The following is a 16,827-nucleotide window of genomic DNA, read 5'->3' on the forward strand; positions in this document are numbered from 1 at the left end:
TCGCTCAGCTCAGCGCTGCGACGTCCGTCCGGTACGTCTTGGGCGCGCGGATGATTTGGAACGAGGTTTATCGGCCCGGCCACGATCATGGCGCGTCCCTGATCCACTTCCTGACCGAGAGGGCCGGCGACCACGGCCTCCGCTGAGGTCGATTGGTGGGGCTTCCAGAACGGTGGGCTCAAAACCAGGGATCAAGACCTTCTCTAACGATTCACGAGTTGTGCGCTCAATCGCCTTGAGAAGAAGGGATTCCTCCGCCGCGACGAGAGAAATCGCATGACCACATTCGCCGGCTCGCCCTGTACGACCAATGCGATGGACATAGTCCTCCGCCACGTTGGGTAGATCGAGATTGACCACGTGCGGCAACTGCTGGATATCGATCCCACGTGCTGCGATATCGGTGGCCACCAGCACTCGCACCGATCCATCCTTAAAGCCCTGAAGAGCTCGGGTACGTGCCCCCTGACTCTTATTGCCGTGAATCGCAGCGGCTGAAAGCCCTTCCTTGCTCAGGCGCTCAGCAACGCGATTGGCCCCATGTTTTGTACGAGAGAACACTAGAACTTGCTGCCAATTATTGGTTCGAATCAGATGACTGAGCAGTTCAGGCTTGCGCTTCATATCACAGGGATGAACCAACTGCTGAACGGTACGGGCCGTTTGATTCGGCGGAGTGATTTGAATCTGCAACGGATCATGGAGCAGCCCTGTAGCCAACTTGCGAATCGATGGATTGAAGGTGGCTGAAAACAATAGGTTTTGACGTCGCTCCGGTAACTTTGAGAGTATGCGTCGAATGTCATGAATGAAGCCCATATCAAGCATGCGATCGGCTTCATCAAGCACAAGAAATTCAACTCGCTCAAAGCGTATGGCGCCCTGCTGATACAAATCGAGCAAACGTCCAGGAGTGGCGACCAGTAAATCCACTCCCTGTTGCAGCCTTTGAATCTGGGGATTGACCTTGACCCCACCAAACACCACATCACTGCGAAGGCGTAAGTGGCGGCTGTAAACCCGCACATTGTCAAGAATCTGCGCGGCAAGTTCTCGGGTAGGGGTGAGCACCAAAGCACGGATCTGGCAACGTCCAGAACGGGCTCCGTGGCTGAGCCTCTCCAACATGGGCAGGGTGAATCCAGCAGTTTTGCCCGTGCCTGTCTGAGCCGCCGCCATCAAGTCACGGCCGCTGAGCACAGCCGGAATGGCCTGCTCCTGAATCGGCGATGGTGTGCTGTAACCCTTCTCGCTCAGTGCCTTCAAAAGGGGTGCACTGAGACCCAGGTCATCAAAATTTGATGAGGACGCTGACGAAGGGGCGGCAGTAGCGGTGATGACCTGCAAGCGATGATTCATCACCCTAGAAGCAAGACCTAGGGAGGACCGGGCAATGGGCTCTCCCAATGGGGAGGACCAAAATCACCAGCAGAACTGCGAGAACAGTCGCCAGGGCAAGGGGTTTTGTCCGCCAAGGCGTTTCCGGCGGTAATCCTCCAGCTCAATATCCTCACGGTTGATCACATATCCCTGCTCAACTGACCACTGAATCGGATCAAGACCCGATCCAAGGAAATCCTTTTGCAGGCAAGGCTCTTGATCCATCCTGTCCATGAGGGCTTGCAGCTGCTCTTGACTCATCCGATGCGATCCAGCTCATCAAGCTCTAGCAGTGTTTTCTCCGAAGCAATGGGAGTTTCCAATAAGGCTTAGTGGCATCCATAGAGTGCATATGGTCTAGGGATGCATCTCTCTAATGAAACCGCTGGTATGACAGTCGCTTCCACCCAAGGGACTGAAGACTGAACAAGGCCTAAACTAACGGCTATACCCACCCTGGTCGCAGCTAGCTCACAACTGATGAGCCAGGAAACAATTGAGCCAGGCGCAGGTACAAGAGCTCACGCCGGAGTTGGCTACCAGCTGCAAACCCATCCAGTTAAGACTGATTCTCGTTTTAATAATGCCCTCGTCAGAGTTAGGCCTGACGCCCAGTAGATAAAGCAACTGATGAGATCGACTTCTGCGAAAGGGATCCTCTCAAGATCAGAGCGTTAGCAGTCCGCTTAAGAATGGAAGCTCGCCTATTCGCAGCATCAACGGCTCTCAGCAACGCCTGCGAGGGACCCTAAGGGAAATAGTCATAGTTAAACCTTGCTGATTCAAGCCCATGCAGAGCCTTCTTGCAGAATTAGCGCACAGTCAGGAGAGATACCGACCACCTTCATTTTTGAATCGGGATGGGTACCGGGAGACAAGAGAAGTGGTCTGTATATCGATTCCACATTAGAAATTTCAGCCAAAACCTACATGACGGTTCCTTCTAATTGGAATCCACCGGTATCCGTTAGATTGCCATTGGGAGAGGCACGTTGGTTGGCCCTTGTTTGCTGGAGGGTTGAGTGCCTGCAGGACCTCCATAGATCTTGGTGTCTGGTCCCTTTGGATTCCCACCGGCAAGTTCGTTGAGCTGATCAAGGCTCAGTTCTTCATTCCGACCATCATTCGGGATCGAAGCGGTGCTCACAACAGCGTTGAAGGCTTTTAATGAGACTTATGGGCGATTCTGTACGAGCTGAGGCTTCACTGTATGTCTTGCTTGCCATGAGCTAGCGGAGATTTCTGAACCTATCGCGAATTCGGTTGACAGTTGCCTCACCCGTATCTGGCGGGCTTGATGAATGTGAGCGTATAAAGCCAATGGATAAGACAGTTGCCAGGAAGGTGAAGCACACAACAAACGCGATGACTCGCTGCGTGAATGTGGCTTCTGATTCTTCCATCAATTCGTCACCTTTACTTTGATAGTTCGTGATCTGCTCAGACAACAGCAGTTACTTGGCTGCAGCTTTGGCATGAGCTCATCAACCCAATCAAGTTACTCGTCTACGCTTCCTAGAGGCCTTCTTCCTCTGCCAGGAGGCAGACCTTGACCTGCTCTGTGTTGATCAGGACGGCAAGGACTCAGAAAATTTTGTGTCGGCAGGTTGATAGCGATAACACACCCGCCACTGCTTTTCCCTTGTGGGTTTTGCATAGCCTTCGGTGGTGAGGACTAACAAGAAGCTAAGAGCCAAGGAAAATTAGAAGCCTCATTGACTCAAAGCATTCTCAAATACTGAAGCATTTGCATCTTGACAGACACCCTTAGCAACCATTTTCATTGATCCACTCTCATACAGCAAAAGCATATCAAGATTGATCTTTCCCGGAGGAGGGAACACCAGTGACAATTGACCTTGACTGGTACTTTGACCTTCAATGCCATCGAACTTTCGCACAACAAAGCCATCGACAAAATCGATATCCACCCATGCATCCTTATCTGAGCTCATCATTCGACTATTTGCTTGATCAATCTTGAAGTGAAAGACATGGGTCATCTCTTTCACCTCTGACTCATTCGTACTGGACTGCTCAAAAGTGAAAGTCACTGCAGTATCACATGACACATAAGCAAAGTCATCAGTGATGGCAGGTGATGCCGAGAGAAGTAGAGCTCCAAGGAGCGGTAGGGATTTCATTGGTATAAGTATAAGTTAAAGGCGAATCAAAGGTTAATTTCTTCGTTATGTCTGATGTGACTGCTGTGTTCTTTCAGACACTTGCCACCCCCGCTTGGTTGAACCACAGCAACGCATCAAAAAACCCCGCACTTGACGAGGCTGGCGATAGTTCTGTCGTGAGTCATGGCGACAGACTCAGCACCTATAGACAGCGTCCCTCCAGTTGCTCTAGATCCGCCAGTTAGGAGTTGCCGACATCGTTAATGAGCATGAAGGCGCATTGCCTGAATTAGGTGGCTGCCTCGAGAGTGAAGATGACATGCCTAGTTTTGTGATGCAGCGACTGGGTATTCGAGCGTTGTCGGATGCATTAGCTCTGGGGGCAATGATTCTGCTCGGTTCCTGCACGGGTGGAGAAGCTCTGAAGCGTTTTGAGTTCAAGTCCGACGCGTTGGACTCTCAACTGACCACGGTGAATGTGCCTGCAGGGGGCGAGCTGAGCTTCTGGAACAGTCTTGATCTCAGTTATGAGCTAGGCAGTTCAGTGACGTTCAGGGTCTCCATCCAGCCGCAGGATGCGTCCAGTTCCACAGAGGTGGAGTGTGATGCGCTCAACCCGTCGATGATGTTGATGTCATCGAAGACGCAGCTGCAAAATCGTGTCAATCAATCCTGGAAACTGGCTCGAATGAGCTGTGGGTACGGTCCTGTCGTTGAAGATCAACGGCTGCAGGTCACCGCGGTGCCCGTTCTTTCCGGTTCTGTTGAGATCAGGCGCCTGGTTCTCGAGCTGAAGCGCTGAGTTTCACCCTCCGGACCTAGGAGACAACCTCTGAAGGTGGTAGCTGGCTCCGCCTCTGAGTATGTATGTAGCTTGTTGAAAGGCATCATTACCAACACCTATACCAACAACATACCTTTATGCCACTGAGATGTTAGTCCCTGTCTCTAGTGACATCCATAGAGGTCATAAGCCTGCTTCCACACCTGTTCCAGAACGCTATCGCTGAGCAAAAGTGCTCGCGGGAAGAGAGCCTTCAACCAACGACGACGCTCATCAGCAGAGGAGTGTTCAAAAAAAGACTCTTCAGCTGCTAAGACTCGGAACTTGAGGAACTCAAGTAACGCGGCTCTCAGCCTGATCAGCTCGGCACCTTCAAGTCGATCAACCATGCTTTGGAACAACTCTTGGCGGCTGAAGCTCAAAACATAGCCCGACAAGATGGACCGGGCTTCTCGGGAGATCAGCACATAAGAAAGTATGCAGAAGAATGGCTGAGCTCGGACCAAAGCACCATCCAATAGCAGGCATGGTTTAAAACCGCTCATTTGAGGAAGATCATGCTGGAGCACTTCGCATCAACTGGGCTCGATGCTGGCCACACCTCGAGCCTGGAGAGACATGGCCAAGACCAAAAACAACCAATCCAGTGATTTGCGATTAAGAGCAATCGAGCAGCGTGGAATTGACGGAGATACCTGAATCGAAGAATCGTTAGTGGGTAATGGTTCGATCATACAGAAACCATCAGCTGACTGACCGCAAAGGAGTGATCAAAACAAAGACCAGAGAGTCATCTGTCAGTTGATACACCCCCCTTGATCAGCAAACACTGAGATCCGCTCTGGATCTACACCGATTTGCAACGGTGCATTAGGCACAAGACCATCAATCCAGGGCGCCAACACCTCAACCACTCCAGATGGTTGCCAGTGCATGGCCTTCGTTTCAGGGTGAGGGAAATATACAAAAGCAGGATAGGAAAAAGATTGAGGAGAACAGCGCAACATGATGCACCAGAATGAAAACGTTTCTGGTGGATGAAGATCCGTCCAATAGAGTAAAGGGAAATGAAAGTCCGGGCTCTTTAATGAAAGCTTTAACGGCTCTACTGAGAGGTTGAGAGTGCCAGGCCACATTCCTTTTAAATCAAGACCAGCTTTGGCAAAGAAGGGAGTTTGCATTGCGATCGTGCCCCGTGGATAAGGTGAAGCTTCGCGACGGGGATCGATGTTGGCTTCACCAGACGCCACTCCATGACCAGAGAGAAGTCGGCACCAATGCCAGGTCATTGAGGGAAGTGGTGTCATCAGTTGCGTGGTTGATGATGCGAGCAAGCCTGACAAGGGCCATCGGGCAGCACAGCACAACGCAAAAGCGGACTAAGAGCATTGAAACGACAGCTGGGATCTCCGATGACCCAACCATGGCGATAACGCTGTGCATCAACAGGTTGCCGTTGTTGCTTCACAAGCAACACCACGGAAACGAGCTGATAGCGGCCCAAACGCAAGGCGTAGCGATGTCGACGCTGCAAGATTAGATAGCTATGAGCATTGTGCTCAAACCACCGTCCAGGATGGGGAGAATCAACAAGGTCAAGCCGATCAATCAATCTCTCGCTGCCTGACTGCCGTAACTCAACAAGCATGATTAAGTCTCCTCTGCAGTGGGGAAAGACTTTTCAGAAAACCCCCAGATGAGCAACACAATCACTGTTGCAAGGGTGAACCACTCAGGCACTCGAAGGCCTAACCAGATCAGAGTGACCAAAAGCTTGATGCCGACAAAAGCAACGGCGAGAAATCCTGCTGTTTCAAGTCGAGGAAAAATCGCTAGCCAGCGAACAAACAGCCCTGATGTGAAGCGAAGAGCGATGACCCCAATGAGTGCACCAGTCACCACAAGGATGAGCTGATCGCTGATCGCGACTGCGGCGGCAACACTGTCGATTGAGAAAGCAAGATCGGTGAAGGCAAGAGCCATCACCGTGCGCAGGAAGGATCCACCCGCAGAATCATCAGCGCCTTGATCTTGCAGTTCAATTCCACCTCCCAGCCATTTCTCATGAAGGTGCTGATAGACGAGCCAAAGCAGATAGGCAGAGGCCAACAGCTGGATCGGACGAAAGGCCAGCACCCATTGCGCCATCAGGATCAGACCAATGCGTAATACAAACGCCATGGCGATACCCAAGTTGAGGGCCTGACGTTCACGCTCTGGATCCTTCTGGGAGCGGGCGATGGCCGCCAAAGCAATGGCATTGTCGGCGGACAGGATCAGTTCCAGCGAAACCAACACCGGAAGCAAGGGCAACAGCTCTCCCCAACGGTCGACACCATCAAGCAACGGGATCAGGGAGGGGAGAGCTGCTGAATCCATGCTGGTCAGCCTAGAAATAGGAAGCTCATGGATGCGGAATGAACACCCAGGCCCAGCTCTGCCACATCGATCACGAACGCTGCGTGGTGCTTGTGACTGCCTTCGAACAACAGAAGGCCCTAGGCAGCGCTTTGGGGGAAGGAGCCAGCGCAGAGGCAGCAGAGGATCGAGCCCTGGAGAGACTGCGAAGTCGATTCCAAGCGGAACTGCAATCCGAGGTCATTGCTGGTTCAGACACCAGCACACCACCAATCCAACGATCAGATCAACCCACGCGACCCGCGCCTCGACCTGAAGGGAGGAAGGAACAGACACCACCATTAAGACCCTCGTCACCGAAACCGAGCAGCCTCAGACGGACGACGATGGCAGGGGATTCAATCGATCAAGCCCACTTGACGGCGACAGACACACCGACCATGGCTGTCGTCCAGGCCGAAGCTGCGCCGAGTGAAGCGCCTACTGATCCAGACGACTGGAGTGACGAATTAGCCGCCGTGGATCTCGAAATCCAGCGCATCGGCTGGGACCGTGAACAGGAACGAAGTTATTTGGAACGCGCCTTCGGACACAGCAGCCGCCACAAACTGACGCGCTACAGCGATCTGATTGCCTATTTGAAACGGTTGAACGCCTTAGAACCAGGAACACCTGTCGACGTGGCACCGGTCCCGCTACGCAGAGGCGATCTGATCACACAAGGGGATCAAATGTTGGAAAAGCTGGAATGGAGTGGAGAGCAGGCACGCACATTCCTTCAAAACCAACTTGGTGCAAATAGCCGTCAAGCACTGAGTGATGAACAACTGCTCACTTTCAATATGCTGCTCGAAAATGAACTTGTTGAATCAGCAACCGGCACGGACGCACGAACAGCTGCGTTGCCAAGCTGAAATCGCAAAATCACACCTGAATGCAGACAGTCACGTGACCCGATTCGTTTTAACTGTTACGCGATGAAGACTGAGCCTCTAAAACCTCAGTCAGACGGGTCATCGCAGATGCCAATTGAGCCTGCGGGTCTGGTTTAGAGGCCTCGACAGCCTCACGCTTTCGTTTGGTCGCCTCTACTGTTTTGACAATCACAAAACAAACAAAAGCAATCACAATAAAATTAATCAGAGCGACAAGAACCTCTCCTGCCGGCAATTGCGAGAGTGAGGCAACATTGGCATCTTTCAGCGCCGGTTCCAAGATATTCGTCATCAACAGTGTGACGACAGAATTAACAACCTTGCCAAACGCGCCGGCCATAATCACTGCTATCGCAAGATCAACAACATTTCCCTTGCTGATGAAGGATTGAAAAGCTGAGAGAAAGGCAGGTGTTCGAGGCACAGCGAAACAAGCATTCTTTATCGTTCTAGCTGGGCAGTGGCAACAAGACAACAGATGATCTGGATGCTGAACTAAGCGCTGCCATCCACTTCAAAACAAAGTAATCATTAACGTCAACATGAGTCGTGAGAAGACTCAGAACCTTCTCACCAAGCCCAGGACCGTTGCTCATGCACTTGAAGCCACCTTGATGAACATTGAATGCATGGACGGGGATACAAATGACAACTCTGACTTGCCTTTCGATCGACGAGACCAAAGTGTTTATCGATACCATGGCTGAAGAAGGACGCCCGACAACCACAAAGCATCATCACAAGCTTGGCAAGGTCGAGATTTGGAATTTCACCCTCTCCAATGGCGACTACTTTCAACTCTGGGAACGAAACCGTGCCTTTGAGACAGTCTATTCCTATTACAGACAAGGAATTGGTTCCAGGCAGTACAAGACTCTCAAAGGTGCCGTGAAATCAATTAGGGACTTCTTCTAAAAACAGATGATTGACCAGTTGCAATGTAAACACAGAGGAGTTTCTCAAACTCAACGAGTGGTTCAACAACAAAGTCGAAACAGAGGAAGAACGTATTGACCGGTCATCCAAAGAACCAGCCATAGCTGTGCAGACCAATTCCAAGCAGGTTCACGCCGATATAACAGACCACAATCACAACCAAGCCAAATGCGGCAACCAGGGCAGGTTTCCTTCCCTGCCAACCACGACTAAGGCGCGTATGCAAATAAGCGGCATACACAAGCCAGCAGATCAGGGCCCAGGTTTCCTTTGGGTCCCAGCTCCACCAACTTCCCCAGGCTTCGTTGGCCCAAACTGCACCACTAATGATGCCAATGGTGAGCAAAAGAAACCCCACGGTGATAGTGCGGTAGCTCAGGCTGTCGAGCTGTTCACTCCGACTGAACGCGACCGACTCCAGCTCTAGATCAGCAGAGCCTGTTGCCCCCGCCAGTGCTGCTTTTCGAAAGCCCCCACTGCCAATCGAACTACTGCGTAACTCCAGAGCGTTATCACGATCAATCAAGAGCACTGCGATCGACAGCAGTGATCCAACCAGCAAAGCTGCATAACTGACCATTATCACGCTGACATGCATGACCAGCCAGCTTGAGCGGAGGGCAGGAACTAATGGAGAAGCTTCCTGGAGTCGATCCGGTAAAGCGAAGCTGGCAAAGGCAACGCAGCCGAGGCCCATGGGAGTGGCAGCTGCTGCTACGAGAGGCGATGGCCAACTGCGCTCAACCAGAAGCTGGGTGAGGGTGCAGGCCCAGGCGAGAAAACAGAGAGATTCGTAGAGGTTGCTGATTGGGAAATGTCCCGATTGCCACCAGCGCAGGACCAACTGAGAGGTGAGCGACAGATTCGCCAGCGCGATCAACACCCGTACACCGGAGGACGTTTTGCCGCTGGAGAGAGCCCAGAACCCCCAGGGGAGAGCCAGCAGCAACAGAGCGAATGCCAAAAGGCCCAATAGCAGGACGGGATCGTCACCAACAACGGACATCGGAAACATGGGATGGCTTGATGGACAGTTTGAAGGGAAGGGTCAGCGACTGGCCTGACGCAGCAGATACCAACCACCAGCAAAGGAAATCAGAACAGGCGACCACGCAGCGAGAAGGGGAGACAAGGTGCCTTTGACCCCGAGGGAACTGAAACTAAAACTGAGCACGTAATAGACCAAGATCAGAACCACACTGATCCCAAAGCCCTGACTGCGGCTGGTGCGGTTATTGGGCCTCGCACCAAGGCTGCTACCGATCAGCCCAAAGACAAGACAAGCCATCGGCAGAGTGAATTTTTCCTGAATACGAACCCTGAGCTTGCGTGCCTGTTTTCGATCTCCGGCATCTCGGAGCAACTGTTCTGCTTCAAAGGCCTCTAACACCGTCATGTTGTTGGCATCTTTGGGTAACTTTGCGATCCGTATAGGTGCTGCGCTCAACGGATAGAGATAACGATCGAACTGGGCATCGATCGTTCCTCCTTCTGGAGTGAGGGTGACGCTCTGACCATCAAGAAATTCCCATTTGCCTTCACGGTCATTCCATTTGGCTTCATCAGCCACAAGCATTTGGGTATAGCCAACGCGTGAAAAATCAAGCACCGTTACACCCTGCATTCGTCCCTTTCGGAATTCACGGGCATAAAACAGCTGAGCAAGGCCGCGGGAACGGTCAGCGTCATCCCCGCCAGCCAGCCGACCAAATCTCGAATAGACAATATCTTCTCCTTTTTCAGTAGAGATTGCCTTGCCAAGAGCGCGCTGAAGAGTGATCTCAGCCGAACGATTGGAACGAGGCACGATCACATCGTTGAACACGAAGGTGAGGGTGCTCATCGCTAGCGCCAATGCCAAAGCCGGTGCCACCATCCGTTGAGCGGTGACACCAACACTGCGCAGAGCCGTCAATTCACTGTTGGCCGACAACCTGCTGTAAGCCAACAACGTGGCCATCAAAGTGGCCATCGGGAAAGAAATGACCAGAAAGCTGGGCAAGCGCAGCAACAACACTTGAATAGCGATCAAGACTGGCAGACCCGACTCGACGATCTTGCGCACGAGATCAAGCATCACTCCCACCGAGAGGGAGACGACGGTGAAGGCCGCAATGGCAAACAGGAGCGGACCGATCAATTCGGAAATCAGCCACCGATCCATGAGAGGGATGCGGCGTATGGCTCGAGACAGCCTCTGTTGGAAAGAATCAATCACAACTGGAAGCCTTCCCCGAGATAGTGACGACGCACGAGGGGATCGTGAGCCACCTCTTCGGAACGGCCCGCCGCCAGAATTGATCCATCCGTGAGGATGTAAGCCCGATCTGTAATCGCAAGGGTTTCACGCACATTGTGATCCGTGATCAAAATCCCCATGCCGCGCTCCCGAAGCGAGTGAATCAGGGCTTGTAGATCTGCCACTGCCAGAGGATCCACTCCAGCAAAGGGTTCATCCAGAAGCAGATATCGGGGTCCTTCCAGGCCAACGGCCAAGGCCCGGGCCACTTCAGTGCGTCGGCGCTCACCTCCGGAAAGCTGATAGCCCTTTCGCTCAAGGAAGGGATTGAGATGAAACTCATCGATCAACTGATGTAATCGATCGCGGCTCTGGGCAGTCGAAAGACCGCTTTGAGCCAAAACAAGTTGGAGATTCTCCCGTACAGACAGAGTGCGAAACACACTTGGCTCCTGAGGGAGATAACCAATGCCAAGCCTGGCTCGTTCAGGCATCGAAAGCCCTGCCACCGGATGGCCGTCCATCAGGATCTGACCCTGATCAGGTCTCAACAGACCGATCACAAGATTGAAGGTGGTTGTTTTTCCCGCACCATTCGGACCAAGCAACCCAATGACCTCGCCAGGAGCGAGCGTCATCGACACATCACTGACAAGAGGACGCCCACCAAGGGTCAGGGCCACGCGCTCAAGGGTGAGGCTCATGGCGTCAGAGGAGTCTGAAGGGTGCTGTCCGAGCGGATCACCATCTGCGTGAACACCTGCTGACCAGGAGTGGGCTCTGCTTCAGCTCGTTCCTCCTCCAGCAGGTAAACCACCCGCTCTGCTCTCAAAGCATTGCCTCCGTCCTGCGTGACATCAACATCTCCACTCAGCACAAGCCTGCCTTCACGACTGAAATACTGGGCTTGTCTGGCGGTGGCCACCATTCCCCTGGAGGGATAAACGATTCGAACATTGCCAGCGGCTGTGACCACACCAGTGAGGTTGTCGGCACTCTGGCTGTCGGACTCGATTGTGATCAGGCCACCAGGTGCCGCACCCGTGGAGGCCGATGCAGTGGTCTCACCAGAACGATCTGGCGTTTGGGAGAGCTGCTCAGCATGGGCACCATGCAAAGGCATCAAGGTGATCAGCAGGGCCGCCATGCCCATTCCAAGTGGACGAAACACTTCCCTTGGGGGCACTGAGGCAAGCAACTTCGCATCAACGTTGAACTGACGGCAATCTACCGACAACCTCATTGCTGATCGAGCAGAACAGGGACGGGATACGAAGCGGGATCAAGCCCCTGCTGTAAGGCAGTGAGTCGGGAGTGGAGTGTGGAGCGGAGATGGTCGAGGTCAAGACCGAAGTCAGGAAGGGATGTGCCCTTGAGGCGACCCAAGCCTTCGCCAAGAAGAATCGTGGCGCCCTTGGTGTTGCCTCTCTCAAGATGGACATGCGCCACGGCCACTTGGATCAAACCTTGGAGGACGCGTCGCTCAGGGTCTGCCGTTTCATGCCAGAGATCTTCAAAGACGTCATGAGCGGCATACCACTGCTCTGAATTGAACAGTTGGACCCCCTCATCAAAACGGGGGTCCGAACGGAGCTGGTCAGAAGAGGATGAGGGGCTAGTCGCGTTCAACGCTTCGCCATCTTCTTCGCCGGCAACTTGCGCAGACGAATCGACTCAGGGGTGACTTCAAGCATCTCGTCAGGGCCGATGTACTCCAGAGCACGCTCAAGGGTCATCTGCACAGGGGACTGAAGAGTATCCAGTTCATCCGCACCAGCGGAACGCATGTTTGTGAGTTGCTTGGCCTTGCAAATATTGATCTCGAGATCCTGAGGACGATTGTTCTCGCCGATGATCATGCCTTTGTAGACCTTCGTGCCTGGGGTAATAAAGAACTGACCGCGATCCTCAGCATTCTTGAGGGAATAGAAGGTGGCAGTGCCCTCTTCAAAAGCGATCAGTACACCATTACGACGGGTGTCAAAGTCGCCAAGCATCGGCCGATATTCAAAGAAGGAGTGACTCATGATCCCTTCACCGCGGGTGGCACGGATGAATTCGCCACGGAAGCCGATCAGTCCACGCGAGGGAACAATGAACTCAAGTTGGGTTCGCCCATCGGAACTGGTTTCCATGTTCTGCATCTCACCTTTGCGGGTGCCGAGCTTCTCGATACAGGCGCCAACAGCGGCTTCAGGTACATCCATCACCAACGTTTCCACGGGCTCGCATGGGGTGCCATCAATGGTGCGGAAAATCACCTGCGGTTGAGACACCTGGAACTCATACCCTTCCCGGCGCATGGTTTCAATCAAAATGCCCAAATGCAGTTCACCTCGACCGCTGACTGCGAAGCGATCAGGGGAATCTGTATCTTCCACCCGAAGAGCAACATTGGTGAGTAGCTCACGCTGGAGTCGATCACGCACCTGACGGCTGGTGACAAACTTGCCTTCCTTGCCTGCAAAAGGAGAATCGTTGACCACAAAAGTCATCTGCAAGGTGGGCTCATCCACCTTGATCAGCGGTAGTGCCCGTGGCTCATCAGGGCAAGCAATCGTTTCGCCGATATTGACATCATCGAAACCGGCAACAGCAACAAGATCACCCGCAGTTGCGTTCTCGATCTCAACACGTTGAAGCCCTTCGAAGCCAAGAAGTTTGCTAATACGACCTTTCTTAACCTTGCCGTCGTCTTTAATTAGAGCTGCATTCTGACCTTGCTTGATCACTCCATTGTGCACCCTGCCAATAATAATTCTGCCAAGAAAATCGGAATAATCGAGAGTGGTGATCTGCAACTGCAATGGCTTCTCTGGATCCCCTACCGGAGGTGGAACGTGACGGAGAATCGCATCAAAGAGCGGACGCATATTGTCGCTCTCTGTTTTCATATCAGGCTTAGCAAAGCCTCCTAAGCCGCTGCCAAATAGATAAGGAAAATCACACTGATCGTCGTCAGCACCGAGCTCGAGGAAGAGATCTAGAACCTTGTCGACCGCAGTCTCTGGATCGACACGAGCACGATCAATTTTGTTAACGAAGACAATGGGACGCAATCCCTGCTCGAGCGCTTTCTTCAGCACGAAGCGGGTCTGAGGCATGGGTCCCTCATTGGCATCCACGATCAGCAAGCAGCCGTCCACCATGCCGAGGACCCGCTCCACTTCACCGCCGAAGTCAGCGTGACCTGGAGTATCGACAATATTGATACGCGTGTCGTTGTAAGTGACCGCGGTGTTTTTGGAGAGGATTGTGATGCCTCTTTCACGCTCCAGATCGTTGGAGTCCAAAACACAGGTGGGCACCGCTTCGTTGTCACGGAAGATGCCGGACTGCGCCAACAACGCATCAACCAAGGTGGTTTTGCCATGGTCGACGTGGGCGATGATCGCGATGTTGCGTATCGCCTTGTTCTGGGCGCTCATGATTTCCGTGACGTTCTGTGAATGAAGCCTGAACGCCCGGGGGCGTAGCAAGGTAAGGCTATCTCAACGTGAGATGGCTCAGGAAAGGATCCGACTGGTCCGTTCTGGTCCATCGGAGCGAAGGCTGCCACGGGTCACACCGAGGCGGTGATCGATGCGCTCCCGCCGCCAGACATCAGACGAGGGGATCGAGCCTTCGAGAGCCTTGGCATAAAGCTGCACCCTCCTCTGGCAAGAGGCTGGATCCTCATCAAGAAGCTCGAGGCGAAAACGGCGCAGACCGACCCGCAGAAGCTCAGGCAAGGCTTCAACACCGCTCTGCGCCCGACCGTTGAAAAGAGTATTGCGGCAACCGAGATCGGCGATCAGGGGATGCTCGACACCGCTTCGATCGCGCAGACGCACCTGATGCTGTTCGCAGGGGCGGCCGCAATCGGTGTGATCGTGGCCGTCAGAGAGGAACGCGCAGAAGAGACAGTGCTCCATATGGAAAAGGGGCATGTGCTGATGCAACGTCACCTCCAGCCAGTCAGGGTCGGTGGACTGAGCCAGATCCAGCAGCTGGTTGAGATTGAGGTCATAACTGGCGGTGAGGCGCTGTAGACCCCAGCGCTCCCGATACCAACGCACCGTGAGTGGATTGGCGGTATTCAGCGAGAAATCACCGCTGCAGGGTGCGAGTGGAGTCAACCGTTCCAGCTGATCAGCATTCCGAACCAAATAGCCATCAGGTTCAGCCCGAATCAAAGGCTCCAGCGTCCACGCTTCATCCGGTCGGTTGATGCGAGGGCCTGCCAGAACAATGCCGTCCCGCCAGTGACCGCGTCCAACCAGGACAGCTTGCTTGAGCTCACTCGGATGCTCGAGATCAGCAATGACCCCTGAGACCCAGTCCGGGCGGTCCAGAGCAATCAGGGCCTCTAACTGAGCCAAGCTCCGCACCAAGACCTGCAGCGTTGGACGGGGATTGGGTGCGGAGACTATTGACGAAGGCTGGGCTGGGTTCAGGCACTGACGCAAGGTGGCTTCGACCCTTTCGCCCCCCGACATGGCACCCATCTCCTGTGGAGAGGGGAGTGCGAGAGGGCGAAGACCGGCTGAGTCCATGCGATCCAGCAGGCAGCGCCGCATCCGATTGAGCTCTGCGACGGGAAGGAAGAGGCCGGCTGGCAGATCGATCTCGAGCTGATCAAGGCGCCATCCACTGCCACCAAGTCGGCCCAACTGAGTCTCCAGTCGTTCACGGTCCAAGCCCCGATCGCGGGCCTGCTCAAGAGACACCGTGCTGCTCACACGGAGGCTCTCAGCAGTGGTTCCTAGGGGATGCAAAAGCTGAAGCTGAAGCGGAACACCAAGACCACCAGACACGCGCACCCGGAGCGGCTGCAGGATCGGATCGACCGACTGCCGCGCCTGTCGGCTCCATGTGCTCTGCCATCTGGGATCACCTGTGAGCCAGACCGGAGCTCCAGGCTTCAAGCCCCTCAGGTTGATTCGGCCTGGGCCCAAACGGATGCGACAACGACGGTGACCAAGGTCGTCAAGCTGCATGATCCTTCCGCCGATCTCCTGCGGTGGCTTGAGGGGATCAGTACCTGGAGCCGGTTGCACTTCGAGAACCACACCCTGACCGCACTCCAGTGGTTCTTCAAGACGAAGCGTGAGCCGACCTTGGTCATCACATCGCTCAAGGCAACCCACCACAGGTCCGCGCTTCTTGCTCCATCGGCCATGAACCAGACGCCTGTGGTTCACACCCTCAAGCCAACCCGTCGAAAGCCCGCGAGAGAAGCCCATCTCCAACTGACGCCGCACGGCAGTGGCATTGGTCGCGAGCCCATCAATCTGCTGCCGGTAGGCCTGGGTGACGGCAGCTACATAAGTGGGGTCTTTCAGGCGACCTTCGATCTTGAAACTGCTGATACCGATCTCAATCAGTTCGGGGATCTGCATCCAGGCCGCAAGATCCTGAGGGGAAAGCAGATAACGCTGATCAGCCAGATCAAGCTCTTCGCCATCCACCACCAACTGGTAAGGAAGCCGACAGGCCTGGGCGCATTCCCCTCGATTGGCGCTGCGCTGTCCGAGGGATTCACTGGTTAAACACTGGCCTGAGTAGGCAACACACAGAGCACCATGCACAAACACTTCGAGAGGCATCGCCAACTGACGCTGCTCAAGTTGTCGCTGCAAGCGACGCAGATCCTTGAGGGCGAGTTCACGGGCCAAAACAACTCGATCACAGCCAGCATCTGCGGCCTGAGCCACACCGGCTGCACTGGTAATCGACATCTGGGTAGAAGCGTGCAAAGCCAGACCAGGCACAAGCTCCCTGGCCAAGAGACAGAGGCCAAGATCCTGAACAATCAGAGCATCGACTCCGGCGCGCTCAGCCGCAACCAGCAACTGGGCTGCTCGGCTGAGCTCATCGCTGAAGACAAGGACGTTGAAGGTGAGGAAGCCACGGACACCCCTGGCATGAAGCCAGGCCATGATCTCGGCGAGTTGATCCAGTTGAAAATTTTCTGCTCGCAATCTGGCGTTGAACGCCTCGACGCCGAAATAGACGGCATCCGCCCCCTGAGCCACTGCCGCCTTGAGGGAAGCCCAGTCACCGGCTGGGGACAACAGCTCAGGAAAG

Annotated in this window: 17 protein-coding genes; 2 read left to right on the forward strand and 15 right to left on the reverse strand. The window is 54.0% G+C overall.

Features of this window, described 5'->3' with window-relative positions; translation table 11 throughout:
• Positions 1-9: 9 nt before the first annotated feature.
• The 3 genes from DXY16_RS13400 to DXY16_RS13415 all read right to left on the reverse strand — a co-directional run bounded on the left by DXY16_RS13400 (position 10) and on the right by DXY16_RS13415 (position 3,524).
• A complete protein-coding gene (locus DXY16_RS13400) occupies positions 10-1,359 on the reverse strand; it encodes a DEAD/DEAH box helicase (protein ID WP_115121635.1) in 1,350 nt (449 codons plus the stop codon).
• Between the two features lie 63 nt (positions 1,360-1,422).
• Complete coding sequence (locus tag DXY16_RS13405; protein WP_115121636.1) at positions 1,423-1,641, reverse strand: hypothetical protein; 219 nt, start codon at positions 1,639-1,641, stop codon at positions 1,423-1,425.
• A 1,451-nt stretch (positions 1,642-3,092) separates the two neighbouring features.
• Positions 3,093-3,524, reverse strand: coding sequence for a hypothetical protein (locus DXY16_RS13415; protein WP_115121638.1), 432 nt, complete (start codon positions 3,522-3,524; stop codon positions 3,093-3,095).
• Between the two features lie 301 nt (positions 3,525-3,825).
• Between DXY16_RS13415 and DXY16_RS13420 the strand changes: the two genes are divergently transcribed.
• Complete coding sequence (locus tag DXY16_RS13420; protein ID WP_137007105.1) at positions 3,826-4,308, forward strand: hypothetical protein; 483 nt, start codon at positions 3,826-3,828, stop codon at positions 4,306-4,308.
• A gap of 146 nt (positions 4,309-4,454) precedes the next feature.
• Here the strand turns inward: DXY16_RS13420 and DXY16_RS13425 are convergent, their stop codons facing one another.
• The 4 genes from DXY16_RS13425 to DXY16_RS13440 form a co-directional block, all read right to left on the reverse strand.
• Positions 4,455-4,679 (reverse strand): hypothetical protein, encoded by a 225-nt coding sequence (locus tag DXY16_RS13425; protein WP_115121787.1) that lies wholly within the window; start codon positions 4,677-4,679, stop codon positions 4,455-4,457.
• Between the two features lie 408 nt (positions 4,680-5,087).
• Entirely contained in the window at positions 5,088-5,597 is a 510-nt protein-coding gene (locus tag DXY16_RS13430) for a hypothetical protein (RefSeq protein WP_115121640.1), read from the reverse strand.
• Positions 5,597-5,938, reverse strand: coding sequence for a DUF6464 family protein (locus DXY16_RS13435; RefSeq protein ID WP_115121641.1), 342 nt, complete (start codon positions 5,936-5,938; stop codon positions 5,597-5,599). The genes DXY16_RS13430 and DXY16_RS13435 overlap by 1 nt, the downstream gene beginning before the upstream one ends.
• Before the next feature lie 2 nt (positions 5,939-5,940).
• Positions 5,941-6,669 (reverse strand): DUF475 domain-containing protein, encoded by a 729-nt coding sequence (locus tag DXY16_RS13440; protein ID WP_115121642.1) that lies wholly within the window; start codon positions 6,667-6,669, stop codon positions 5,941-5,943.
• A 38-nt stretch (positions 6,670-6,707) separates the two neighbouring features.
• Between DXY16_RS13440 and DXY16_RS13445 the strand changes: the two genes are divergently transcribed.
• A complete protein-coding gene (locus DXY16_RS13445; protein WP_115121643.1) occupies positions 6,708-7,562 on the forward strand; it encodes a hypothetical protein in 855 nt (284 codons plus the stop codon).
• 49 nt (positions 7,563-7,611) lie between these two features.
• Here DXY16_RS13445 and mscL read toward each other — a convergent pair whose 3' ends face one another.
• From mscL to DXY16_RS13490, 8 genes are all read right to left on the reverse strand, one after another.
• A complete protein-coding gene (gene mscL / locus DXY16_RS13450) occupies positions 7,612-8,007 on the reverse strand; it encodes a large conductance mechanosensitive channel protein MscL (RefSeq protein ID WP_115121644.1) in 396 nt (131 codons plus the stop codon).
• Positions 8,008-8,601: 594 nt separating this feature from the next.
• On the reverse strand, positions 8,602-9,525 hold the full coding sequence (gene ccsB, locus DXY16_RS13460; RefSeq protein WP_115015381.1) for a c-type cytochrome biogenesis protein CcsB: 924 nt from the start codon (positions 9,523-9,525) through the stop codon (positions 8,602-8,604).
• Positions 9,526-9,567: 42 nt separating this feature from the next.
• A complete protein-coding gene (locus DXY16_RS13465) occupies positions 9,568-10,683 on the reverse strand; it encodes an LptF/LptG family permease (RefSeq protein WP_371410923.1) in 1,116 nt (371 codons plus the stop codon).
• A 50-nt stretch (positions 10,684-10,733) separates the two neighbouring features.
• The gene (lptB, locus tag DXY16_RS13470) at positions 10,734-11,462 is read right to left on the reverse strand and encodes an LPS export ABC transporter ATP-binding protein (RefSeq protein ID WP_115121647.1); all 729 of its coding nucleotides are present in this window, start codon (positions 11,460-11,462) and stop codon (positions 10,734-10,736) included.
• Positions 11,459-11,929 (reverse strand): hypothetical protein, encoded by a 471-nt coding sequence (locus DXY16_RS13475; protein ID WP_244281695.1) that lies wholly within the window; start codon positions 11,927-11,929, stop codon positions 11,459-11,461. The genes lptB and DXY16_RS13475 overlap by 4 nt, the downstream gene beginning before the upstream one ends.
• Before the next feature lie 68 nt (positions 11,930-11,997).
• Positions 11,998-12,387 (reverse strand): DUF309 domain-containing protein, encoded by a 390-nt coding sequence (locus tag DXY16_RS13480; RefSeq protein WP_115121648.1) that lies wholly within the window; start codon positions 12,385-12,387, stop codon positions 11,998-12,000.
• Positions 12,384-14,186, reverse strand: a complete 1,803-nt coding sequence (typA, locus tag DXY16_RS13485; RefSeq protein ID WP_115015237.1) for a translational GTPase TypA — start codon at positions 14,184-14,186, stop codon at positions 12,384-12,386. The genes DXY16_RS13480 and typA overlap by 4 nt, the downstream gene beginning before the upstream one ends.
• Positions 14,187-14,264: 78 nt before the next feature.
• Positions 14,265-16,814, reverse strand: coding sequence for a U32 family peptidase (locus tag DXY16_RS13490; protein WP_244281696.1), 2,550 nt, complete (start codon positions 16,812-16,814; stop codon positions 14,265-14,267).
• Between the last annotated feature and the right edge of the window lie 13 nt (positions 16,815-16,827).

Origin of the sequence: Synechococcus sp. UW105, assembly GCF_900473935.1 — a bacterium.
Lineage (GTDB): Bacteria > Cyanobacteriota > Cyanobacteriia > PCC-6307 > Cyanobiaceae > Synechococcus_C.

Bases quoted from the DNA above. Each gene is read 5' to 3' on its own strand.
- DXY16_RS13440 (WP_115121642.1), bottom strand. From the start codon at position 6,669: ATGGATTCAGCAGCTCTCCCCTCCCTGATCCCGTTGCTTGATGGTGTC.
- DXY16_RS13405 (WP_115121636.1), bottom strand. From the start codon at position 1,641: ATGAGTCAAGAGCAGCTGCAAGCCCTCATGGACAGGATGGATCAAGAG.
- DXY16_RS13465 (WP_371410923.1), bottom strand. From the start codon at position 10,683: ATGGATCGGTGGCTGATTTCCGAATTGATCGGTCCGCTCCTGTTTGCC.
- DXY16_RS13435 (WP_115121641.1), bottom strand. From the start codon at position 5,938: ATGCTTGTTGAGTTACGGCAGTCAGGCAGCGAGAGATTGATTGATCGG.
- DXY16_RS13400 (WP_115121635.1), bottom strand. From the start codon at position 1,359: ATGAATCATCGCTTGCAGGTCATCACCGCTACTGCCGCCCCTTCGTCA.
- DXY16_RS13425 (WP_115121787.1), bottom strand. From the start codon at position 4,679: ATGGTTGATCGACTTGAAGGTGCCGAGCTGATCAGGCTGAGAGCCGCG.
- DXY16_RS13445 (WP_115121643.1), top strand. From the start codon at position 6,708: ATGAACACCCAGGCCCAGCTCTGCCACATCGATCACGAACGCTGCGTG.
- DXY16_RS13420 (WP_137007105.1), top strand. From the start codon at position 3,826: ATGCCTAGTTTTGTGATGCAGCGACTGGGTATTCGAGCGTTGTCGGAT.
- ccsB (WP_115015381.1), bottom strand. From the start codon at position 9,525: ATGTCCGTTGTTGGTGACGATCCCGTCCTGCTATTGGGCCTTTTGGCA.
- typA (WP_115015237.1), bottom strand. From the start codon at position 14,186: ATGAGCGCCCAGAACAAGGCGATACGCAACATCGCGATCATCGCCCAC.
- DXY16_RS13415 (WP_115121638.1), bottom strand. From the start codon at position 3,524: ATGAAATCCCTACCGCTCCTTGGAGCTCTACTTCTCTCGGCATCACCT.
- DXY16_RS13430 (WP_115121640.1), bottom strand. From the start codon at position 5,597: ATGACACCACTTCCCTCAATGACCTGGCATTGGTGCCGACTTCTCTCT.
- lptB (WP_115121647.1), bottom strand. From the start codon at position 11,462: ATGAGCCTCACCCTTGAGCGCGTGGCCCTGACCCTTGGTGGGCGTCCT.